At 69.7% G+C, this 22681-nt stretch carries 21 protein-coding genes; 9 read left to right on the forward strand and 12 right to left on the reverse strand.

What is annotated here, in order from left to right:
• Positions 1-172: 172 nt before the first annotated feature.
• The 7 genes from ACWDEX_RS35625 to ACWDEX_RS35655 form a co-directional block, all read right to left on the reverse strand.
• Positions 173-1474, reverse strand: coding sequence for an alpha/beta fold hydrolase (locus tag ACWDEX_RS35625; protein WP_450468610.1), 1302 nt, complete (start codon positions 1472-1474; stop codon positions 173-175).
• A 127-nt stretch (positions 1475-1601) separates the two neighbouring features.
• Complete coding sequence (locus ACWDEX_RS35630) at positions 1602-2627, reverse strand: LacI family DNA-binding transcriptional regulator (protein ID WP_450468611.1); 1026 nt, start codon at positions 2625-2627, stop codon at positions 1602-1604.
• A 118-nt stretch (positions 2628-2745) separates the two neighbouring features.
• Positions 2746-3066: an L-rhamnose mutarotase gene (locus ACWDEX_RS35635; protein ID WP_037671256.1), complete on the reverse strand. Its 321-nt coding sequence runs from the start codon at positions 3064-3066 to the stop codon at positions 2746-2748.
• A gap of 239 nt (positions 3067-3305) precedes the next feature.
• Positions 3306-4391: a rhamnose ABC transporter substrate-binding protein gene (gene rhaS / locus ACWDEX_RS35640; protein ID WP_450468612.1), complete on the reverse strand. Its 1086-nt coding sequence runs from the start codon at positions 4389-4391 to the stop codon at positions 3306-3308.
• A 27-nt stretch (positions 4392-4418) separates the two neighbouring features.
• The gene (locus tag ACWDEX_RS35645; protein WP_450468613.1) at positions 4419-5408 is read right to left on the reverse strand and encodes an ABC transporter permease; all 990 of its coding nucleotides are present in this window, start codon (positions 5406-5408) and stop codon (positions 4419-4421) included.
• Positions 5401-6441, reverse strand: coding sequence for an ABC transporter permease (locus tag ACWDEX_RS35650; protein WP_450468614.1), 1041 nt, complete (start codon positions 6439-6441; stop codon positions 5401-5403). Before ACWDEX_RS35650 ends, ACWDEX_RS35645 begins: the two co-directional genes overlap by 8 nt.
• Positions 6438-7955, reverse strand: coding sequence for a sugar ABC transporter ATP-binding protein (locus tag ACWDEX_RS35655; protein WP_450468615.1), 1518 nt, complete (start codon positions 7953-7955; stop codon positions 6438-6440). The genes ACWDEX_RS35650 and ACWDEX_RS35655 overlap by 4 nt, the downstream gene beginning before the upstream one ends.
• Before the next feature lie 257 nt (positions 7956-8212).
• Here ACWDEX_RS35655 and rhaI point away from each other — a divergent pair, with 257 nt between their 5' ends.
• The 8 genes from rhaI to ACWDEX_RS35695 all read left to right on the forward strand — a co-directional run bounded on the left by rhaI (position 8213) and on the right by ACWDEX_RS35695 (position 18261).
• Positions 8213-9373: an L-rhamnose isomerase gene (rhaI, locus tag ACWDEX_RS35660; RefSeq protein WP_450468616.1), complete on the forward strand. Its 1161-nt coding sequence runs from the start codon at positions 8213-8215 to the stop codon at positions 9371-9373.
• A 146-nt stretch (positions 9374-9519) separates the two neighbouring features.
• The gene (locus ACWDEX_RS35665; RefSeq protein ID WP_450468617.1) at positions 9520-11559 is read left to right on the forward strand and encodes a bifunctional aldolase/short-chain dehydrogenase; all 2040 of its coding nucleotides are present in this window, start codon (positions 9520-9522) and stop codon (positions 11557-11559) included.
• An 8-nt stretch (positions 11560-11567) separates the two neighbouring features.
• Positions 11568-13004: a rhamnulokinase gene (locus ACWDEX_RS35670; RefSeq protein WP_450468628.1), complete on the forward strand. Its 1437-nt coding sequence runs from the start codon at positions 11568-11570 to the stop codon at positions 13002-13004.
• Between the two features lie 71 nt (positions 13005-13075).
• Positions 13076-13831 carry a (Fe-S)-binding protein gene (locus tag ACWDEX_RS35675; RefSeq protein ID WP_450468618.1) on the forward strand — a complete coding sequence of 252 codons (756 nt, stop codon included), beginning with the start codon at positions 13076-13078 and terminating at the stop codon, positions 13829-13831.
• Between the two features lie 31 nt (positions 13832-13862).
• Positions 13863-15338: a LutB/LldF family L-lactate oxidation iron-sulfur protein gene (locus ACWDEX_RS35680; protein ID WP_450468619.1), complete on the forward strand. Its 1476-nt coding sequence runs from the start codon at positions 13863-13865 to the stop codon at positions 15336-15338.
• A complete protein-coding gene (locus tag ACWDEX_RS35685; RefSeq protein ID WP_450468620.1) occupies positions 15335-16036 on the forward strand; it encodes a LutC/YkgG family protein in 702 nt (233 codons plus the stop codon). The genes ACWDEX_RS35680 and ACWDEX_RS35685 overlap by 4 nt, the downstream gene beginning before the upstream one ends.
• Positions 16037-16092: 56 nt before the next feature.
• Positions 16093-17247, forward strand: a complete 1155-nt coding sequence (locus ACWDEX_RS35690) for an ATP-binding cassette domain-containing protein (RefSeq protein ID WP_450468621.1) — start codon at positions 16093-16095, stop codon at positions 17245-17247.
• Between the two features lie 261 nt (positions 17248-17508).
• The gene (locus ACWDEX_RS35695) at positions 17509-18261 is read left to right on the forward strand and encodes a hypothetical protein (RefSeq protein ID WP_450468622.1); all 753 of its coding nucleotides are present in this window, start codon (positions 17509-17511) and stop codon (positions 18259-18261) included.
• 76 nt (positions 18262-18337) lie between these two features.
• Here ACWDEX_RS35695 and ACWDEX_RS35700 read toward each other — a convergent pair whose 3' ends face one another.
• Genes ACWDEX_RS35700 through ACWDEX_RS35710 form a run of 3 tightly spaced genes read right to left on the reverse strand, consistent with a single transcriptional unit; the run spans position 18338 to position 20618 of the window.
• Complete coding sequence (locus ACWDEX_RS35700; RefSeq protein ID WP_450468623.1) at positions 18338-19273, reverse strand: ABC transporter substrate-binding protein; 936 nt, start codon at positions 19271-19273, stop codon at positions 18338-18340.
• The gene (locus tag ACWDEX_RS35705) at positions 19273-19941 is read right to left on the reverse strand and encodes an ABC transporter permease (protein ID WP_450468624.1); all 669 of its coding nucleotides are present in this window, start codon (positions 19939-19941) and stop codon (positions 19273-19275) included. The genes ACWDEX_RS35700 and ACWDEX_RS35705 overlap by 1 nt, the downstream gene beginning before the upstream one ends.
• A complete protein-coding gene (locus ACWDEX_RS35710) occupies positions 19938-20618 on the reverse strand; it encodes an ABC transporter permease (protein ID WP_450468625.1) in 681 nt (226 codons plus the stop codon). The genes ACWDEX_RS35705 and ACWDEX_RS35710 overlap by 4 nt, the downstream gene beginning before the upstream one ends.
• A 157-nt stretch (positions 20619-20775) precedes the next feature.
• On the opposite strand from ACWDEX_RS35710, the gene ACWDEX_RS35715 reads away from it, so the two are divergent.
• Complete coding sequence (locus ACWDEX_RS35715) at positions 20776-21132, forward strand: ANTAR domain-containing protein (protein WP_450468626.1); 357 nt, start codon at positions 20776-20778, stop codon at positions 21130-21132.
• Between the two features lie 311 nt (positions 21133-21443).
• Here ACWDEX_RS35715 and ACWDEX_RS35720 read toward each other — a convergent pair whose 3' ends face one another.
• The gene (locus ACWDEX_RS35720; RefSeq protein ID WP_450468627.1) at positions 21444-22238 is read right to left on the reverse strand and encodes an RNA polymerase sigma factor SigF; all 795 of its coding nucleotides are present in this window, start codon (positions 22236-22238) and stop codon (positions 21444-21446) included.
• 275 nt (positions 22239-22513) lie between these two features.
• Positions 22514-22681, reverse strand: a 168-nt coding sequence (locus ACWDEX_RS35725) for an alpha amylase C-terminal domain-containing protein (RefSeq protein WP_450468629.1), incomplete at its 5' end; no start/stop codon positions are given.

Below are 22681 nucleotides of genomic sequence, written 5' to 3' on the forward strand. Positions count from 1 at the left end.
TGGCTGCACACCTACAATCACCACCGCGGACACACCGCGCTGAAAGGCCAACCACCCGCCAGCCGCGTTCCTAACCTCACGAGGCAATACACCTAATGCGCCAACCGGCGACGTCGGTCCGCCGTAACGCCCCGCTCGCAGCACCCGAACGGCGCACCCCGCGTCCTCCCCGTCAGGCCTCGTCCCGCGTCAACGCCACCAGGCGGTCCAGGACCCGCGGGCCACCCGCGCGGACCCCGTCGTGCTCGAACTCGTCCGTGACCCAGGTGCGCAGGCCGCGGATCGCGCGGGCGGTCTCGAGCGCGTGGGCCGTGTCGACGTACATGTCGTCGTGGTAGACCGCCGCGGCCACCGGCACCTCGTTGGCGGCGAGACGGACCCGGTCGTACAGCGGACTCCAGTCGGTGCGCTCGGCGAGCAGGTGCGCGGTCTCGCGCAGCGGGCGAAGCGCCGGGTCGGTGTCGAACATCCAGGGGTGCACCGACTCGCCGGTGAACAGGACGGGCCCGTCGCCGGTCAGCGTCTTCGCCGCGTCGAACTGGGGGAACTCCGCACGCACACGCTCCGCCGACCAGGCGGTGGGGCGGTCGTCCTGGCCGTAGATCGCCTCGTGGACCAGCGCGTACAGGGGGTGCCCGGCGTAGGAGAGCAGGTTCTGCGCCTCCTCTTGGAACGCGTCGGAGAGCGCGAAGCCCTGCGGGGTGCGGACGAAGGCGTCCTCGAGGAGGAAGTGGAGGCGGTGGCTGCCCTCGCTGCCGCCGAGGAGGATACCGAGGGACTGGAACGCCTCGATGGTGAGTTTGTAGCCGCCGTTCAGGACGGGCTCGTGCTGGAGCAGGTACTCGGCGATACGGCGGGCGCGTTCGACGTCCTGCGGGTAGCGGGCGTAGTGGGCGGCTACCTTGCGTTCGATGCGCGGGTACGCGGCGCGGTAGACGTCGTCCGCGTGGGCGTCGAGAGAGGGCAGGCCACCGGTGATCATGGCGGCACGCAGGCCCTCGGGTGCCGTCGACAGGTAGTTGACGGTGCAGAACCCGCCGAAGCTCTGCCCGAGGACGGTCCACGGGGCGCCACCGGTGAGCCTCGGGCGGATGGCCTCGCAGTCGCGGACGATGGAGTCCGTGCGGAAGTGCGTCAGGTAGTCGGCTTGTGCGCGGGGGCCGCCGCGCAGCGGGAGCGTCTGCCGGTTGGCGGGTGTGGAGGCGCCGGTGCCACGCTGGTCCAGGAGAAGGACCCGGTACTCCTGGAGGGCGCGGCCGAGCCAGGCCTGCTTGCCGATGAAGCGGTTCGCCCCGAATCCGGGCCCGCCCTGGAGGTAGAGCAGCCAGGGCAGGTCGTCGTCCGCCTTGTCGCTCGCGACGACCTCCCGTGCGTACAGCTCGATCGTCTCCCCGGCGGGGTTGTCGTGATCGAGGGGTACGGTGAAACGGCGGTCGGTGAGGACTACTCCGGGCTGGCGGTAGGTGTGGCTCAACAGGGCTCCCGGGACGGGCGGACGAGGCTTCCCAGTTCAGCACACGGTGGTGCGGCGGCGGCCTCCGGGGATCGAGAAAACCGTGTCGACCGGCCCGCACCTCGTACCGCGTGCGCTCGTGGGCCGCTCAGCGCGCGGCCAGGCTGGAGCGGCGCACGACCAGTTCCGGCTGCAGGACGACCCGCCGGTGTTCGTGCTGCCGCGGCCCGGACTCCGCCTCGGTCTCCTCCAGCAGGAGTTCCGCCGCCATTGCGCCCATGGTGACGGCGGGCTGGCGTACGGAGGTGAGAGGCACGGCGGCCGCCGCGGCGAACTCGATGTCGTCGTAGCCGACGATGGCCAGGTCGTCGGGGACACTCACTCCGGCCGCATACACGGCCTGCAGGACGCCGAGCGCGAGCAGGTCGTTGGCGCAGAACACGGCGGTCGGGCGGTCGGCGAGCCCGAGGAGCCGGGCGCCGGCGTCCCGTCCTGCGGCGACGTCGAGGCGCTCGTTCGGCAGCTCCCGCAGCACCTCGGGGCCGAGCCCGGCCTCGGCCAGGGCGTTCAGTGCGCCGGTACGACGGTCCCTGACCTGGTGGAACTCGGCCGGGCCGCTGACATAGGCGATCGAGCGGTGCCCGGCGTCGACCAGGTGGCGTACGGCCAGGGCGCCGCCCGCCACGTCGTCGACCGAGACCGAGCACTCGGTGGTGCCCTCGGCGACCCGGTCGACCAGCGCGAAGGGAATGCCGTGGCGGCGGAAGGTCTCGATGTTGCGGCCGGTCGCGTCCGCCGGGGTGAGCAGTACGCCACGGACGCGCTGCTCGGCGAAGAGCGACAGGTACTCGGCTTCCTCGACAGGGCTCTGGGCGCTGTTGCAGACCATCACGCCGAGCCCGGCCTTGCGGGCGGTCCGCTCGGCGCCGCGGGCCACGTCCACGAAGAACGGGTTGCCCATGTCGAGGACGAGCAGCCCCATGATCCGGCTGCGCCCGGCCCTCAGTTGTCGCGCCGACTCGCTGCGGACGTAGCCGAGCCGTTCGATCGCGGACAGCACGCGCGCGCGGGTGTCGGAGGCGACCGTCTCCGGGCGGTTGATGACGTTCGAGACCGTGCCCACGGAGACTCCGGCGGCGCGGGCGACGTCCTTGATACCCACCGACTGGGCCATCAGGCAGGGACCTCCAGGGATGAGGGGGCGGCGGCGGGGCGGGACCTCACATTACCTTCATACCGACGGTCGTAGATCCCGCTCGGCCGCCTGTTGGCGCACTGCTCCGTGACCGGCTTCAGGCGAGGTGGAACACTTCGGTCAGCGGCTTCATGGCCTCGTCGGGTCGGGCACCGTCCAGCGATTCGAAGAACGGCGCCATCTCCGCCTGCCAGCGGGCGTTGACGTCGGTGGCTTCCATGCCGGCCTGGGCCGCGGCGAAGTCCTCGGTCTCCAGGTAGCCGACCAGCAGGCCGTCCTCGCGCAGGAAGAGCGAGTAGTTGTGCCATCCGGTCGCGGAGAGCGCCTGGAGCATCTCGGGCCACACGGCGGCATGTCGCTCGCGGTACTCGTCGAGACGGTCCGCCCGGACCTTGAGCAGGAAGCACACGCGTTGCATCAACAGTCCTCCCGGTACGAGGGTGTGCGGCACTAGGGCGTGTTTCGAAAGTCCCGTCGTCCGCCCGTTAGGGCGGGCCCCGCGGCGTCTGGTGCGTGCGATCGCAAGGCAGAGGGTCGTCCTCGTACTGAGCGTACGAGGGCGATCCCGACAACGCGGCTGGGGGTCCCCCCTGCTCGAAGAGCTTGGGGGAGCGCGTGCCAGACGCCGCGGGGCAGGCGGGACTTTCGAAACACGCCCTAGAAGTCGAACTGGTCGATGTTCTTGCTGTCGAAGACGGTCGGCTTGCCGAGGTTGATCACGCCGTCCTTGCCGATGGTGTACGTCCCCATGTCGCCGGCCTTGAAGGTCTCGTCCTCCTTGCCGCTGATCTGTCCGGACGCCAGGGCGACGGCGGTGCGTGCGGCCAGTTCGCCGAGCTTGGCCGGGTCCCACAGCTCGAAGGCGTCGACCGTTCCGTTCTTGACGTACTTGCGCATGTCGTTGGGGGTGCCGAGCCCGGTCAGCTTGACCTTGCTCTTGTACTTGGAGCCCGACAGGTACTGGGCGGCCGCCTTGATGCCGACGGTGGTCGGGGAGATGATCCCCTTCAGGTTCGGGTGCTCCTGGAGCAGGCCCTGGGTCTGCTGGAAGGACTGCTGAGCGTCGTCGTTGCCGTAGGCGACCTTGACCAGCCTGATGTTCTTGTACTTGGGCTTCTTCAGTTCGTCCTTCATGTAGTCGATCCAGGTGTTCTGGTTCGTCGCGGTCTGCGCGGCGGACAGGATCGCGATCTCGCCCTGGTAGCCGATCTGCTCGGCCAGCAACTGAACCTCGGTGCGGCCCAGGTCCTCGGCGCCGGCCTGGGACACGAAGGCATTGCGGCACTCGGGCTTGGTGTCGGAGTCGTAGGTGACCACCTTGATGCCGTTGCTCATGGCCTGCTTGAGCGCGGTGCACAGGGCTCCTGGGTCCTGGGCCGACACCGCCATCGCGTGCACCTGCTGCTGGGTGAGCGTGTTGACGTAACTGACCTGGCCGCTGGTGTCGGTGGCGCTGCTCGGGCCGACCTCCTTGTACTTCTCGCCCAGTTCGGTGAGGGCCTTCTCGCCGCCCTTGTCGGCGGAGGTGAAATACGGGTTGTTGACCTGCTTGGGAAGGAAGCCGACGGTCAGCCCCTTCTTGAGGGCCGCGTTCGGGTCCGCCTTGCCGGCCGAGGAGGCCGAGCCGCCGCTGTCGTTCTTGACGTCGTTCTTGGTGGTGCCGCCGCAGGCGGTCGCGGCCAAGGCGAGGGATGTGACGGCGGCGAGGGCCGCGCAGGCACGACGGATCGATGACTTGCTCATGAAGAAGGTCCTTTACGGTGAGCGGAGTTACGAGGTCGGGGGCGGGGCGGCTCGGCGGCCCGCCCTCGCGACGGAGATCTGGCGGGCGACGCGGGGGCCTAGCACGGAGACGACGAGCAGGACACCGGTGACGACGATCTGCGACTGCGCCGAGACGTTGAGGAGACTCATCACGTTCTGCAGCGCGCCGAGCAGGAAGACGCCCGCGATCGCGCCGCCGAGGGTGCCCTTGCCGCCGTCGAAGTCGATGCCGCCGAGCAACACGGCCGCGACGACGGAGAGTTCGAGTCCGGTGGCGTTGTCGTAGCGCGCACTGGCGTAGTGCAGCGCCCAGAAGACGCCGGTGAGCGAGGCCATGAGTCCGGTGGCGATGAACAGGGTCAGCTTGGCCCGCCTGACCCGGATGCCCGCGAACCGTGCGGCCTCCTCGCCGGCGCCGACCGCGAACAGCGACCGGCCGAACGGGGTGGCGTGCAGCACGACCACGGCGATCGCGAGCAGCACGAGGAAAGGCACGAAGGCTTGCGGGACGAAGGAGTTCCCGATGCGTCCGGCCGCGAAGTCGAGGTACTGCGTGGGGAAGTCGGTCACGGCGTCGGAGCCGAGCGCGATCTGCGCGATGCCCCGGTAGGCGGCGAGCGTGCCGATGGTGACGGCGAGGGACGGCAGCCCCAGCCGGGTCACCAGCAGTCCGTTGACCAGCCCGCACACCACGCCGAGGAGCAGGCACAACGGAATGATGGTCTCGATGGCCATGCCCTCGTTCCACAGCCTGCCCATCACGGCACCCGACAGACCGGCTGTGGAGGCGACCGACAGGTCGATCTCGCCGGCGACCACGAGGAGGGTCATCGGGAGGGCGATCAGTGCGATCGGCAGCGTGTTGCCAATCAGGAACGACAGGTTGAGGGCGTTGCCGAAGCCATCCACGTTGCCGAACGACAGCAGCAGGAGGACCACGAGGAGTGCGCCGACGACCGTGTCCCAGCGGATCGCACGCGTCAGGGAGTCAGGCATGGCGGGCGTTCCTCTTCTTCAGGGCCGAGGCGACGCGCAGCGCGACGATCCGGTCGACCGCGATGGCGAGCAGGAGCAGGGTGCCGTTGATGGCGAGCACCCAGACGGAGCTGACACCGAGGGCAGGCAGCACGCTGTTCACGGAGGTCAGCAGCAGTGCGCCGAGCGCCGCGCCGTGGACGCTGCCGGATCCTCCGGTGAAGACGACGCCGCCGACCACGACCGCGCTGACGACGGTGAGTTCATAGCCGGTGCCGGTTCCGGAGTCGACGTTGCCGAACCGGGCCAGGTACAGGGCGCCCGCGAGCCCGGCAAGGGCGCCGCAGAGGGTGTACGCGGTCAGGATCCGCTTGCGCACCGGGATACCGGCGAGCCGGGCGGCCTCCGGGTTGGAGCCGAGCGCGTACAGTTCGCGTCCGCTGCCGAAGTTCCTCAGGTAGTAGGCGGTGGCGACCAGGACCGCCAGGGCGATCAGGGCCAGCCACGGGACCGCCGAGATGCCGCCGGCACCGAAGTCGACGAAGCCACCGGGCAGGTCGGCCGCGGTGATCTGCCGGGAGCCGACCCAGATGGAGTCGATGCCGCGGATGATGTACAGCGTGCCGAGGGTGACGACGAGTGCGGGCACCTGACCGAGGCTGACCAGCAGCCCGTTCAGCAGGCCGAAGCCGATGCCGAGCAGGATCGCGAGGACCAGCGCCACGACCGCGTTTCCGCCATCGTGCAGATACGTTCCGGCTGCGAAGGCGCTGATGCCCAGGGTCGAACCGACCGACAGGTCGACATTGCGGGTGATCACGACCAGGGACTGCCCCGTGGCGACCAGGACCAGGATCGTCGCGTTGAGGAGCAGGTCCTTGATGCCCTGCTCGCTCAGGAACTCGCTGTTGCCCGCCTGGGTGACGGCGATCATCGCCAGGAAGACGACCAGGATGGCGAGTTCACGCATCCTGAAGACGCGGTCGACCAGCCGGGTGCCGCTGGACTTGGGTGTCTTGGCGGTGGGCGCGGAGTTGGGTGCGGTCACCGTCATGCGGCGGCCCTCCCGGTGGCGGCGGCCATCACGGTTTCCTCGGTGGCGTCGGAGCGCGGGATCTCGGCGGTGAGCCGGCCCTCGTGCATCACGAGCACGCGGTCGGCCATGCCGAGGATCTCGGGCAGGTCGGAGGAGATCATCAGTACGGCCACGCCGTCGGCGGCCAGTTCGCTGAGCAGGCGGTGCACTTCGGCCTTCGTACCGACGTCGATGCCGCGGGTCGGCTCGTCGACGATCAGTACCTTGGGGCCGGTGGCCAGCCACTTCGCCAGGACGACCTTCTGCTGGTTGCCACCGGACAGGGTGGAGACCGCGTCGGCGATCCGGGCGTACTTCACCTGGAGCTTGACCGCCCAGTCCAGGGACCGGCTGCGCTCGGCGGCCCGGTCCATGACCCCGGCCCTGACAGTCGTACGGAGGCCGGTCAGGCCGATGTTCCGCTCGATGGACATGTCCATCACCAGACCCTGGGCGCGCCGGTCTTCGGGAACGAGGGCGAGCCCGGCGGCCATCGCGGTGGACGGCGCGCCGCCTGTCAACTTCCTGCCGTCGACCTCGACCTCGCCCGCGTCCCACCGGTCGATACCGAAGACGGCACGCGCCACCTCCGTACGTCCGGCGCCCACCAGCCCGGCGAGACCGACGATCTCCCCCCGACGGACATCGAACGACACGTCGGTGAACACGCCTTCCCGGGTCAGCCGCCGCACCCTCAGGGCGACCTGGCCGGGTTTCACGTCCTGCTTGGGGTACAGCTCGTCGAGATCGCGGCCGACCATACGGCGTACGAGGTCGTCCTCGGTCATCCCCTCCAGCGGCTCACTGGCGATCCAGGCGCCGTCGCGAAGGGTGGTCACCCGCTGGCAGATCTGGAAGATCTCCTCCAGCCGGTGGGAGATGAACAGCACCGCCGCACCCTGCTCGCGCAGGGCGCGCACGACGCCGAAGAGCCGTGCCACCTCGCTGCCGGTCAGAGCCGCCGTCGGCTCGTCCATGATCAGGACCCGGGCGTCGAAGGAGAGCGCCTTGGCGATCTCGACGATCTGCTGGTCGGCGATGGACAGGCCGCGCGCCGGGCGCTGCGGATCGAGATCGACGCCGAGGCGCCGCATCAGGGCCGCGGTCGCCACGTGGGTGGCCTTGTGGTCGATGCGGCCCAGCGCCCGCCGGGGCTGGCGGCCCATGAAGATGTTCTCGGCGATCGACAGGTCGGGAAAGAGAGTCGGTTCCTGGTAGATCACGGCGATACCGGCGTCGCGTGCGTCGGCCGGGCCGTGGAAGACGGTCGGCTCGCCATCCAGCAGCACCTGACCGGCGTCCGGCCGGTGCACACCGGCGAGCGTCTTGATCAGGGTCGACTTGCCCGCGCCGTTCTCACCGGCGAGGGCGTGCACCTGGCCGGGGAACAGTTCCAGGGACACGTCCCGCAGGGCGCGCACCGCACCGAAGGACTTGGAGATGTCCCTGAGCGCCAGCACCGGGGCCGGATCCGTGTCGGACGGGTGGGTCATGGGGGCTCCTCGACGACGCCGGCGGGGCGGCCCTCACGGCGTCGTGAAAGGTTTCAACTGGGTTGCCGGGACGTTAGGCGCGCCAGCCATGTCTCGTCAATGGGATCGCGCCGAAAATGTTTCGACACCCAAAGGTCACGGCGAAGTCACGGGCCGCCGGGCGCAACAGGGGGCTTGACACTCCGTAAGGCCACTCATAGCTTCGCTCATGAAACGTTTCACGAAGTAGGTATTCCACCGAGGTCAGGAGCGCCGAAGTGTCCGAAGTCGCCGCGGTCAAAGCCGCCTTGAGGACCCAGGCCATCGAGACGCCGTCATGGGCGTACGGGAACTCGGGCACACGGTTCAAGGTTTTCGCGCAACCAGGGGTCCCCCGGAATCCGCGCGAAAAACTGGACGACGCCGCGAAGGTGCACGAGTTCACGGGTGTGGCCCCCACCGTGGCACTGCACATCCCGTGGGACAGGGTCGACGACTACGCGGCGCTTGCCACGTACGCGCAAGAGCGCGGCCTGAAACTGGGCGCGATCAACTCCAACACCTTCCAGGACGACGACTACAAGCTCGGAAGCATCTGCCATCCGGACGCGGCAGTCCGGCGCAAGGCCGTCGATCACCTGCTCGAGTGCGTCGACATCATGGACGCCACGGGATCCAAGGACCTCAAGCTGTGGTTCGCGGACGGCACCAACTACCCGGGGCAGGACGACATCCGGGAGCGCCAGGACCGCCTCGCCGAAGGCCTGGCCAAGGTCTACGAGCGGCTCGGTGACGACCAGCGGATGTTGCTGGAGTACAAGTTCTTCGAACCCGCCTTCTACGCCACCGATGTCCCCGACTGGGGCACGGCCTACGCCCACTGCCTCAAGCTGGGGCCGAAGGCGCAGGTGGTCGTGGACACGGGGCACCACGCGCCGGGCACCAACATCGAGTTCATCGTCGCCACGCTGTTGCGTGAGGGAAAGCTCGGTGGCTTCGACTTCAACTCCCGTTTCTACGCCGACGACGACCTCATGGTCGGCGCCGCCGACCCCTTCCAGCTCTTCCGCATCATGTACGAGGTCGTCCGCGGCGGCGGCTACACCCGCGACGTCGCCTTCATGCTCGACCAGTGCCACAACCTCGAGGCCAAGGTCCCGGCGATCATCCGCTCCGTCATGAACGTGCAGGAAGCGACGGCGAAGGCGCTGCTGGTCGACCGGTCGGCGCTGGCCGAGGCGCAGAAGTCGGGCGATGTGCTGGGCGCGAACGCGGTGCTCATGGACGCCTACCACACGGATGTGCGTCCGCTGCTGGCCGAGATGCGGCAGGAGATGGGGCTCGATGCCGACCCGATGACGGCGTACCGGCGGTCCGGCTGGGCGGAGAAGATCGTCGCGGAACGGGTCGGCGGACAGCAGTCCGGCTGGGGCGCGTGATCGCCGGACCTCGCCTGCCGTGCGAGGCCGGTAGCGGGCTGCCGGCTGTTTGAGGCCGGTCGCACCCACCCGGCGTCACCGCACACCGTCACAGCCGGCGCCCCCGCTGAGGCGCTGGCCCAACCCACTCTTCGCTAAGGACTGACATGGCACCCCACCCCCGAGCCGCCGCCCTCCTGACCCGTTCCCGCCGGCTGGGCGCCGACCCCCGCAACACCAACTACGCCGGCGGCAACACCTCGGCGAAGGGCACCGACACCGATCCCGTCACCGGCGGTGATGTCGAGCTGATGTGGGTCAAGGGGTCCGGCGGTGACCTCGGTACGCTCACCGAGGCGGGGCTGGCCGTGCTGCGACTGGACCGGCTGCGGGCCCTGAAAAACGTCTACCCGGGCGTCGACCGCGAGGACGAGATGGTCGCCGCGTTCGACTTCTGTCTGCACGGCAAGGGCGGTGCGGCCCCCTCCATCGACACCGCCATGCACGGCCTGGTGGACGCGGCCCACGTCGACCACCTCCACCCCGACTCCGGCATCGCGCTGGCCTGCGCCGCCGACGGGGAGAAGCTCACCGCCGAGTGCTTCGGCGACACGGTGGTGTGGGTTCCGTGGCGGCGGCCCGGGTTCCAGCTCGGCCTGGACATCGCGGCCGTGAAGGAGGCCAACCCGCAGGCCATCGGGTGCATCCTCGGCGGTCACGGCATCACCGCCTGGGGGGACTCCACCGAGGAGTGCGAGCGCAACTCGCTGCACATCATCCGCACCGCCGAGGCGTTCCTCGCCGAGCGCGGGAGGCCGGAGCCCTTCGGGCCGGTGATCGAGGGATACGAGGCGCTGCCCGAGGCGGAACGGCGGGAGCGGGCCGCAGCTCTGGCCCCCCACATCCGCGCCCTCGCCTCCCAGGACAGGGCGCAGGTCGGTCACTTCACCGACACGGACGTCGTCCTCGACTTCCTCGCCCGCGCCGGGCACCCGCGCCTGGCCGCACTCGGCACCTCCTGCCCCGACCACTTCCTGCGGACCAAGGTCAGGCCGCTGGTCCTGGATCTGCCGCCGGCCGCGCCGCTTCAGGAGGCGATCGCCCGGCTCCAGGAGCTGCACACCGCCTACCGTGAGGAGTACGCCGCCTACTACGAACGGCACGCTCTGCCCGACTCCCCCGCGATGCGCGGCGCCGATCCTGCGATCGTGCTGGTGCCCGGTGTCGGCATGTTCTCCTTCGGCAAGGACAAGCAGACCGCCCGGGTGGCCGGTGAGTTCTACGTCAACGCGATCAACGTGATGCGCGGGGCCGAGGCCGTGTCGACGTACGCGCCGATCGAGGAGTCGGAGAAGTTCCGCATCGAGTACTGGGCGCTGGAGGAGGCGAAGCTCCAGCGGATGCCGAGGCCCAAGCCGCTCGCGACCCGGGTGGCGCTGGTCACGGGTGCCGGCAGCGGCATCGGGAAGGCGATCGCACACCGGCTGGTGGCCGAGGGGGCGTGTGTCGTCGTCGCCGACCTCGACGCCGGCAGCGCCGGCAAGGTCGCCGAGGAACTGGGCGGTGCGGACAAGGCCGTGGCCGTGACCGTGGATGTCACCTCCGAGGAGCAGATCACCGCGGCCTTCGATGCGGCGGCGCTGGCCTTCGGTGGGGTCGACCTCGTGGTCAACAACGCGGGCATCTCCATCTCCAAGCCGCTCCTCGAGACGTCGGCGAAGGACTGGGACCTCCAGCACGACATCATGGCCCGCGGCTCCTTCCTCGTCTCACGCGAGGCGGCCCGGATGATGATCGCTCAGGGACTGGGCGGCGACATCGTCTACATCACCTCCAAGAACGCGGTGTTCGCGGGCCCCAACAACATCGCGTACTCGGCGACCAAGGCCGACCAGGCGCACCAGGTGCGGCTGCTGGCCGCCGAGCTGGGCGGGCACGGCATTCGTGTCAATGGCGTCAACCCGGACGGTGTGGTACGCGGCTCGGGCATCTTCGCGCGCGGCTGGGGCGCGCAGCGCGCGGCCGTCTACGGCGTCGAGGAGGACAAGCTCGGCGAGTTCTACGCCCAGCGGACCATCCTCAAGCGGGAGGTACTGCCCGAGCACGTCGCCAACGCCGTCTTCGCGCTGATGGGCGGGAACCTCACGCACACCACGGGACTGCACATCCCGGTCGACGCGGGTGTGGCGGCCGCGTTCCTGCGGTGAGCGCCGCCGTGAAGTCGTACGCCGCGGTCGACCTCGGCGCGTCCAGTGGACGTGTCATGGTCGGCCGCGTGGGCCCCGACACCGTGGAGCTGACCGAGGCACACCGCTTCGCGAACCGGCCCGTCCGGGTGCCCGAGGGGCTGCGCTGGGACATCCTCGCCCTTTACTCGGGCGTCCTCGAGGGGCTGCGCGCGGCCGGCCCCGTGGACTCGGTCGGCATTGACAGCTGGGCGGTGGACTACGGCCTGCTGGACGTGGACGGGGCGCTGCTCGGCAACCCGGTGCACTACCGTGACGCCCGCACCGAGGGTGTCGCCGAGAAGGTGTGGGCGACCGTGTCCGCCAGGGAGCTCTACGCCGCCACGGGGCTGCAGTACGCGCCCTTCAACACGCTGTACCAACTGACGGCGGCCCGTTCCTCGGCGGCGCTCGCACAGGCACGCCGTCTGCTGCTCATCCCGGACCTGCTGGCTTACTGGCTCACGGGCGAGCAGGGCACCGAACTGACCAACGCCTCGACCACACAGCTCATCGACCCGCGCAGCCGTGACTGGTCGTACGAGGTCGCGGCCCGGCTGGGCATCGACGTGAGCCTGTTCGCTCCGCTGCGGCACCCGGGCGACCCGGCGGGCGTGCTGCGGCCAAAGGTGCTGGAGGAGACCGGGCTGACCGGGCCCGTCCCGGTGACGGTGGTCGCCTCGCACGACACGGCCTCCGCGGTGGCCGCCGTACCGGCCACCGGTGAGCGCTTCGCGTACGTCTGCACCGGCACCTGGTCACTGGCCGGCCTGGAGCTCAAGGCTCCGGTGCTGACCGAGGCGAGCCGCGCCGCCAACTTCACCAACGAACTGGGGCTGGACGGCACGGTGCGCTATCTGCGCAACATCATGGGGTTGTGGCTGCTCCAGGAGTGCGTTCGGGAGTGGGGCGAGACGGACCTCGCGGCACTGCTGGCCGCGGCGGCCGAGGTACCGCCGCTGCGATCCGTCGTGGACGCGGGCGACGAGGCGTTCCTGGCTCCCGGCCGGATGCCGGCGCGTATCGCCGAGGCCTGCCGTATCTCGGGTCAGCCGGTGCCGCACTCCCCCGCCGAGGTCACGCGCTGCATCCTCGACTCGCTCGCGCTCGCCCACCGCCGGGCGGTCCGGGACGCCCAGCGGCTCGCCGACCACCCGGTCGACGTCGTGCACATCGTCGGGGGCGGCGCCCGCAACGCGCTTCTGTGCCGGCTGACCGCCGATGCCTGTGGGCTGCCGGTGGTGGCCGGCCCGACGGAGGCGGCCGCCCTCGGCAACGTCCTCGTCCAGGCCCGGGCCCACGGACTCGTCGGCGACCGGGCTGCGATGCGGCAACTGCTCGTCCGCACGCAGTCCTTGACACGCTACGAACCCCGTGGTGACACCGCGGTCTGGCGCGAGGCGGAATCCCGGCTCGCCACGCCGTGAGCCGGAACCTCCCCGAGGCCGTGTCGGCCGATTACTCTGCCTCATCCGATGATCGACCCCGAGGAGCCGCGATGCGTGTCGCCCTGTTCCTGACCTGTGTCAACGACACGCTCTATCCGGACACCGGACGTGCCGTGGTGAAACTGCTGACCAGGCTGGGTGTCGAGGTCGACTTCCCGATGGGGCAGACGTGTTGCGGACAGGCCCACTACAACACCGGATACCGGCATGAGGCCGAACCGCTCGCCGTGAGGTACTCCGATGTTTTCCGGGAGTACGACGCGATCGTGACGCCGTCCGGCTCATGCGGGGCAATGGTGCGGGAGCTGTATCCACGGATGGGTGCACGGGCGCGGGCCGAGGGCCGCGGGGACACGCTCGCGGCGAGACTGGCGCCTGTGATCCCGAAGACCTACGAGCTCACGGAGTTCCTGGTGGACGTGCTCGGCGCGACGGACGTGGGGGCGTACTACCCGCACAGGGTGACCTACCACCCCACGTGTCACGGTCTGCGGAGCCTGGGCCTCGGGGACCGTCCCACACGGCTGCTGCAGGCAGTGAAGGGACTGGAGCTGGTCGAGTTGCCCGGCGCCGACGAGTGCTGCGGCTTCGGTGGCACGTTCGCCGTGAAGAACCCGGATGTCTCGGCGGCCATGGGCGTGGACAAGGTGCGCAACGCCGCGTCGACGGGTGCCGAGGTGCTGTGCGCTGCCGACAACTCGTGTCTGATGCACATCGGCGGGACGATGGCGCGGCTGCGCCTCGGGATGCGGCCGGTGCACATCGCGGAGATCCTGGCGAGCACGGAAGAGGAGCCACTGCGGTGAGCATCGTCGTCTTGGTGAAGGGACGGATCGCATGAGCGGGACGTTCGTCGGTATGCCGGCGTTCCCGAAGGCCGCGCACGAGGCGGTCGGCAACAAGACTTTGCGCGGCAATCTGCGCCACGCCACCCACACCATCCGCGCCAAGCGCGCCAAGGCGGTCGCCGAGCTCTCCGATTGGGCCGAGCTACGGGAGGCGGGCCGACGGATCAAGGACCACACGCTCCGTCATCTCGACCGTTATCTCGTCCAGTTGGAGGAGTCGGTCATGGCGGCGGGTGGCACGGTCCACTGGGCCGCCGACGCGGACGAGGCCAACAGGATCGTCACCGAACTCGTCAGGGCCACCGGCGAGTCCGAGGTCGCCAAGGTCAAGTCGATGGCCACGCAGGAGATCGGGCTCAACGAGGCGCTGGAGGCGGAGGGCATCCGGGCGTACGAGACCGATCTCGCCGAGTTGATCGTACAGTTGGGCCGGGACCGTCCCTCGCACATTCTGGTCCCCGCGATCCACCGCAATCGTGGCGAGATCCGGGACATCTTCCGCTCCGAGATGGGCAAGTGGGGCCGCCCGGCCCCCGAGGGGCTCTCCGACACGCCCGCCGAACTCGCCGAGGCCGCCCGGTTGCACCTGCGCGAGAAGTTCCTGCGGGCGAAGGTCGGGATCTCCGGTGCGAACTTCATGGTCGCCGAGACGGGCACCCTGGTGGTGGTCGAGTCGGAGGGCAACGGGCGGATGTGCCTCACCCTCCCCGAGACGCTGATCTCGGTCGTCGGTATCGAGAAGATCGTGCCGACCTGGCGGGACCTGGAGGTGTTCCTGCAGACGCTCCCCCGTTCCTCGACCGCCGAGCGCATGAACCCGTACACGTCCATGTGGACCGGCACCACCGACGGGGACGGGCCGCATACCTTCCATCTGGTGCTGCTGGACAACGGCCGCACCGACACGCTCGCCGACCGGGTCGGCCGCCAGGCGCTGCGCTGTATCCGCTGCTCGGCGTGTCTCAATGTCTGCCCGGTGTACGAGCGGGCGGGCGGCCACGCGTACGGCTCGGTCTACCCGGGGCCCATCGGTGCCATCCTCAGCCCCCAACTGCGGGGTACGCAGAGTGAGATCGACGCGTCCCTGCCGTATGCGTCCTCGTTGTGCGGCGCCTGCTACGAGGTGTGCCCGGTGGCCATCGACATCCCCGAGGTGCTGGTGCATCTGCGGGAGCGGGTCGTGGAGGGCGGGCCCGCGACACGGGCGGGCAACAAGGTCGTCCTGCAGCCGGCGAAGGGCCATGCCGCGGAGCGCGCGGCGATGCGGGCGGCGCGGTGGGCCTTCAGCCATCCCGGCGCACTGCGTTCGGGCCAGCGGCTGGCGTCGTGGTCGCGTCGCTTCCATCCGCGGACGCTACCGGGGCCGGGCCGGGCGTGGAGCGCGAGCCGGGACCTTCCGACGGTGCCCGCGGAACCGTTCCGGGACTGGTGGCAGCGTACGCACGGCGGAAAGGAAGGCAATTGAACAGCAGGGATCTGGTCCTGGGCCGGGTGCGGCGTGCGCTGGCGGATGTACGGGACGACGACACTCCCCCAGTGTCTGCACGGCCCGGGACGGACCCCCAGTACGAGCAGGCCGTTGCGCGGGACTATCGACGGGAGCACGGAGAGCGCACGGTCGAGGAGACCGTGGAGCTGCTCGCGGAGAACCTCGCGGACTACCGGGCGATCGTGCACCGCTGTACGGAGGGCGGGCTGGCGGCAGTGATCGCCGGGCTGCTCGCCGAGCGGGGCGCGACCACGGTGCTCGTGCCATCGGGCCTGGATCCGGGGTGGCTCGCGGCGAGTGCCGCCGAGCGGGTCGCGGACCGGGCCGAGAGCACTCCGCACGAGCTGGAGCGGGTGGACAGCGTGGTCACCGGCTGTGCGGTGGCCGTCGCCGAGACCGGCACGATCGTGCTGGACGGCGGCCCCGATCAGGGCCGCCGCCGTATCACGCTGGTCCCGGACCACCACATCTGTGTCGTACGGGTCCCCGATCAGGTCGTCTCCTCCGTGCCGCAGGCCCTGGAACGCCTCGACCCGGCCCGCCCGTTGACCTGGATCTCCGGTCCTTCGGCGACCAGCGACATCGAACTCGACCGGGTGGAGGGCGTGCACGGGCCACGCACCCTCGAGGTGGTGCTGGTGGGCGGTCAGGGCCGGCCGGACGCCGCTTCGTAGCGACCTGACGGATACGGGGCGGCTGAAGCCGGGGGTTTCCATTCAAGGAGTGTCCGATGATCCGGTTCGAGCAGGTCACCAAGCGGTATCCGGACGGCACAACGGCCGTGGACGACCTGTCCTTCGAGGTCGCCGAGGGTGAGCTGGTCACGCTGGTCGGACCGTCCGGCTGTGGCAAGACGACCACGATGATGATGGTCAACCGGCTCATCGAACCGACCTCGGGCCGTATCTTCATGGGCGGTGAGGACATCGCGACCGTCGATCCGGTACGGCTGCGGCGGCGGATCGGCTATGTGATCCAGCAGGTGGGCCTGTTCCCGCACCGGACCGTCCTCGACAACACGGCGACGGTGCCGTCCCTGATCGGCTGGAACAGGGCGAGGGCGAGGGCACGAGCCGCCGAGCTGCTCGACCTGGTGGGCTTGGACCCGAAGACGTACGGGCCGCGCTATCCGCACCAGTTGTCGGGCGGCCAGCGACAACGAGTCGGTGTGGCACGGGCGTTGGCCGCCGACCCACCCGTCCTGCTGATGGACGAGCCGTTCGGGGCGGTCGACCCGGTGGTGCGCGAACAGTTGCAGGACGAGTTCCTGCGTATGCAGGCGGCCGTGCGGAAGACGGTGCTGCTGGTCACGCACGACATCGAGGAGGCGGTGCGGCTCGGTGACCGGATCGCGGTGTACGGGCCGGGGCGCATCGAGCAGTTCGACACGCCCGGGGCGGTGCTCGGCACACCCGCTTCGCCCTATGTCGCCGAGTTCGTCGGCGCGGACCGCGGACTGAAGCGGTTGTCGGTGACCGCGATCGAGCCGAGCGACCTGGAGCAGCCGCCGGTGGCACGGCTCGACGAGCCCGCCCACCGGGCCGCTGGCCGGCTGCGCGCACAGGGCGCACGCTGGGCGGTGGTGCTGGATGCCGAGGGGGATCTGCACGGCTGGGTCGGGGGCGACGCGCTCGGCGCGGGCGGCTCGGTACGCGACCACGCCCGCCGGATGAACTCCTGGGTGCCGGTGGGCGCTCCGCTCAGGCTGGCGTTCGGGCTCATGCTTCAGCATGACGCGGGGTGGGTGGCGGTGCTGGACGGGGCACACTTCCTCGGGGTGCTGACCCCGGCCAAGCTGCACGAGGCACTGCGCCGCTCGGTCGACGCGGACACGCTGGGCATCTCGCGGGGGCAGGTGCCGTTCGACTCGGTGGCGGACGCGTGACGGCGTGCCCTGTGCGATGTGGCGGTCGGCGGGGATGCCGGTTCCTCAGCGACGGCACCGGCCACGATCACGCGCGTCCCGGCATCCGTAGCTGAGGCCGTTTCACCGCCGCTTGATCATGCGACGAATGCCGTGTTTGCACCCGTCCGGTCCCCTGGCATCACACCGTGGCCATATCCGATATGACAGCAGATAAGGCCTTAAGTACGTTCGTCGCAGATCGGCTGACCGGCCGGCGTCTCTGAGACAGAGAGAAGTGACATGCCTAGGCAATCCTTTGTGGCCGCCGCCGTAATAGGCGCAGCGGTCCTCACCACCACCGGCATCACCTACGCATCGAGTGAGAGCGACGGTGCCTCCCAGGCCGCCCCGCCCGCCCATCCGGTCGCCCGGCCCGTCCACCAGGCGGCCCCGCTCGTCAAACCGGCCGCCCCGCCGGCGCTGCCGGCCGCTCCGCCCGCCGTGCAGGCCGCTCCCCCCGCCGCGAACCACCCCGGCGGTGTCGGCGCGAGCGAGAAGCGGGACGAGGGCCGCGAGCACAGCGGCCACGGCGGAGAAGGCGGCAGGGAAGGCTCCGGTCGCGGCGGCCGCGGCGGGGAAGGCGGCGGTCGGGAAGGCCGCGGCGGGGAGGACCACGGCGGACGCGAAGGACGCGATCACAAGGGCGGCGACCGCGAAGGACGCGGCCACGAACACAAGAGGGAGAGAATCTTCTTCAACGAACGGAGCTACTCGGCCTTCGAGGACGGGTGCATCACCGCGGTCAGTGGACTGGGCTCCACCAGCTTCAGCGTCTTCAACGACAGCAAGAAGACCGTGGAGGTCTACCGCGGGTTCACCTGCGACAACGGCGGCCCGGTCGCCACTGTCGGGCCCCACGGCGAGACCTTCGGCGTGGCGACCCGTACCGCCCACGGGGGCATGTTCGGCTTCGACAACGGCGTCGTGGGCAGCTTCCGGGTGGTCGGCTACCACCACGGCGACGACTACGACTACGACTACGGCGACTGGTGACAGGGTCGTCGAGGACACCGAGACGCCGGCCCACCGGAATCGGGCCGGCGTTTCCGGTGCCGGAGACATCCGATCCTCACTTCAGCAGGCCCTTGTTCTTCAGATAGGCGTGGGCAACGTCCTCGGGAAGCCGTCGCCAGCTGTCCACCTGCTGGTTCATGGACGCCAAGTCCTCCGTACGGAGAGCGGAGTTGACGGTGTCGAGCACCTTGGCGGCGCGTTCGCCACCCGCGCGGAACCGGTTGACGACCGGGACGACGTAGTCGGCGTTCTGCAGGCGTCTGTCGTCGGCGAGCAGCACGAGCCCGAACTCGTCCAGGGTGGCGTCCGTCGTGGTGGTGAGCACCATCTGGTCGCGCCCACTCTGGACGGCCCGCTTGGCCTGGGCGGTGCCGACCCCCTTGGGATCCACGCCCGTGATGTCGATGCCATAGGTCTTCTTCAACCCTGGCGCACAGTGAGGCCGTCGGACGCATTCGTCACCGGCCGCCAGTCTCACCCTGAGGCCCGACCTTCCGAGGTCGCTCAACGTCCTCAGGTGGTGTCGGCGGGCGAACTCCCGTGTCACCGCGAAGGCGTTCTGGTCCACCGCTCTGCCGGGGTCGAGCACGGTGAGCCCGCGGGGCGCGGCCAGTTTCCGCAGGGCCTTCATGGTGGCATCGAGGTCCGGGGAGCCGACGGGCGCGGCGTCGATGCCGTTGGTCTTGGCGCCGAGCCAGTCCGCGAAGGTGGCCGCGTACTCCGCGACGACGTCGATCTGCCCTGATTCCAGGGCGGGTTCGTACAGTTCGCGGTTGGCGACGGTGAGCACGGATGTCTTGTACCCGGCCTGCTGCAGCAGCACTGCGTACATGTGGGCGAGCAGGTCGCTCTCGGTGAAGCCCGCCGAGCCCACGGTCAGGTGCCTGCTGTCGCCGGGCGTCGCGGTGACCTTGCCGCGGGTCTCCAGGGAGGGCCCGGTGGTGCAGCCGGCGATCAGGAGCAGGCCCGCGACCGCCGCGTACCATCTCATCACGAGCCCCGCCGCCGACGTGGTGCCAGACGTTCCACGACCTCGAATATCACCTCGACGACCAGCGCGAACGCGGCCACGAGGGCGGCGCCGGCGACGACCTGCGGCGTACTGGCCAGGTTGAAGCCCGCGGTGATGATCCGGCCCAGCCCGCCGCCGCCCGCCAGTGCGGCGATCGTGGCGGTCGCAACGAGTTGTACGGCGGCGATTCGCACGCCGTTCAGGATCATCGGAAGCGAGAGGGGCAGTTCCACGCGCAACAACGTCTGCCAGCCTGTCATCCCCATCCCCCGCGCTGCCCGCACCACGCTGCGGTCGACCTCACGCACACCGACGTACGCGTTGGTCAGCAGCGGCGGCACGGCGAACAGGACGAGGGCGACGACGGTCGGACCCTCGCCCCATGCGCCCAGGGGGGTGAGCAGCAGCAGCACCAGAACGGCGAAGGTGGGCACCGCCCGGCCGACGTTGGAGATGTTCACAGCGAGCGCGCCGCCCCTGCCGAGATGGCCGAGGACGAGGGCGACAGGCAACGCGATCACACAGCTGATGGCCAGGCAGACGACGGTCAGGACGAGATGCTGCTGCAGCCGGTGCCTGATGCCGTCGTCCCCCGCCCAGTGCTCGGCGTCGCTGAGCCAGCTCCAGGCGTCGGCCAGGGTCCTCATCCGCGCGTCGCCCTCGTCCAGGGTGTGATCAGCCGCTGCACGCCGAGCAGCAGGAGATCGGCCGCCACCGCGATCGCCACGCACAGCACGGACGCCGTCAGTACTTGCGCCTTGAAGTACGTGTTCATACCGGCGTAGATCAGGTTCCCGAGCCCGCCGAAGCCGACGATCGCCCCGATCGTGACCAGAGAGACCGCCGACACGGTGGCGATGCGCAGTCCGGCCATCGCGGCGGGCAGGGCGAGCGGCAGCTCCACGGTGAGCAGCAGCCGGATCGGCCGGTATCCCATGCCCTGTGCGGCCTGCCGGGTCTCCTCGGGGACGGCGCGCAGACCGGCAAGGATGTTCCTGACGAGCAGGGTGAGCGAGTAGAGCACGAGACCGGCGACGACAGGGGCGGCCGACAGTCCGTACAGGGGCAGGAGCAGCGAGAACATCGCCAGGGACGGGATCGTGTAGAGGACCGTGGTGAGAGCGAGGACGGGCCCGGCGGCCCAGCCCCGGTGGCGCGCCAGAACGGCCAGCGGAACAGCGATGACGAGACCGATGAACACGGAGAGTGACGTCAGCTGGAGGTGCTGGAGGACCGCGTCGAGGAGGATGTGACGGCGGGTGCGCAGATACTCGCCGCAGATCCACTCATTGCGGGCGAGGCAGTCGTCCGGGGGCGCTGGCACCTGTCCATTTCACCAGGTGAGCGGGGGCTGCGCTCGTCGTGATGACCCGTCCGGGGGCGTCCCGGGGCACTCTCCCCGGTTCGCACACACCTGCTCGAATGGCGACGATGGAGGCACAGCCCGACTCATCGAACGCCACGCCACCCCGGAGGGGACGATGACCTCGAAAGCCCGTCCGGGAAGCAGAGAGACCGACCCGACCGGTACGGAAACGGAACGGATCTTCCAGCTGGAGGAAGAGGTCGTCCAGCTCAAGGAGGCCGTCACCTCGCACGCGGTCGTGGACCAGGCGATCGGCATGCTCATGGCCCTCGGGCATGTGACCCCGGACCAGGGGTGGGAGGTGCTCCGGGAGGTGTCACAGCACGCGAACATCAAGCTGCGCAATGTCGCGGAGATGATTCTCGTCTGGGGGCGCCACGGGGATCTGCCGTACGACATCCGCGCCATTCTGGAGGACACACTCGACCGGTACGGCCCTACGCAGCTTCCCGATCAGCCGCCGCCCCGCTGACACTTCCCTCGGCACCTCTCGGGCGCCGCTCGGGATCCACCCGCCAATGTCCCTCCGGTCCGGCCGCGTTGCCCTCTTCGGTGGAGTGTTTCAATCGCCCCCACGCGGATACTTCGAAGGGCGGCGGCACACTCACTGGCCCAACCGTTCCCGGGAGGGTTCGGCAGTGAGCCCACCGCACACGGCCGTCCGGCTGGTGACCGGCCCGGGCGGCCGGATGCTGGAGCCCCGACAGGCAACGTTCGCCCCGTCACTGCCGGGGCACCGGCCAACCCCTGAACGGGCCCGTGGCAGACGTGGCCCGCGTCGGGTCAGACGAAATCGGTGAGCGCCTCTTCCCGCAGGCGCGCGCAGCAGCCGCTGAGCAGCCGCGACACATGCATCTGTGAGATGCCGAGCTGGTTGGCTATGCGGCTTTGGGTCATGCCGCGGAAGTAGCGCAGGTAGAGGATGGTGCGCTCTCGGTCGGGCAGGGACTGCAGACAGGGTTTGACGGCTTCGCGGTCGACGATCAGGTCATAGCCGGAATCGGACTCGCCCAGCGCGTCCCCCAGCGCGTATCCGTCCTCGCTTCCCGCCACCTCCGCGTCCAGGGACAGCGCGGTGAAACTGTCCATGGCCTCCAGGCCGACGCGGACGTCGTCCTCACTGAGCTGCGTGTGATCGGCGATCTCGGTGACGGTCGGGCTGCGCCCGGGGGTCTCCTGCGCGATCTCCTTGGCGGCCGTACGCACGCGGTTGCGCAGGTCCTGGACGCGGCGTGGCACGTGCAGAACCCACATGTGGTCCCGAAAATGCCTCTTGATCTCACCGGTGATGGTGGGGATCGCATAGCTTTCGAAGGCGTAGCCGCGCGCCGGTTCATAGCGGTCGACCGCCTTGACGAGCCCCAGGGCCGCGACCTGGCACAAATCCTCGACGGCCTCGCCCCGGCCACGGTAGCGCCGGGCGATGCGCTCGGCCATGGGGAGCCATGACCGGACGATGTCGTCGCGCAGGGCCTGCCGCTCCGCGCCGTCGGTCAGGTCGCAGAGCCGTATGAAGGCCGCGGTGGTATCGGGGGCGTCGTCGTGCGGGTGTTGCTTCGCTCTGGCCGTGATGCGCATGTGCTGACAACTCCCTCAGGGGGTTGACTGGACAGTCACCATGGGAAGGCGCAGCACGGACCTCACGGGACACACTCCCGGGATCTGGTGGGCCAGCTCCCACGGACGTGCCTCCTGTCCGAAGCACTGAAGTGCCCATTCCCGACTTTCACGGCGCCAAACAACTCCAGTGACGGAGTGACTCACGGCATCCCCACTGCTTCGCAGAGCCACTCTGCGCGATCAGGAGAACGACCGGCTCAGAACACTCTCGAGGCTCTCTCTCGCCCAAGGGCCTACGCCGGACGCAGCCAGACGGTCGCGAGCGGTGGGAGGGTGAGACGGATGGTGTTGTGACCTTGATGGCGTTCCGGTTTCAGTGGGTCGGGGTTGTGGACGTTGCTGCCGCCGTACTGTGCGGCGTCGGTGTTCAGGAGTTCGTGCCAGGTGGGGGTGGTGTCGGG

The organism is Streptomyces sp. NPDC001020 (genome assembly GCF_053599115.1).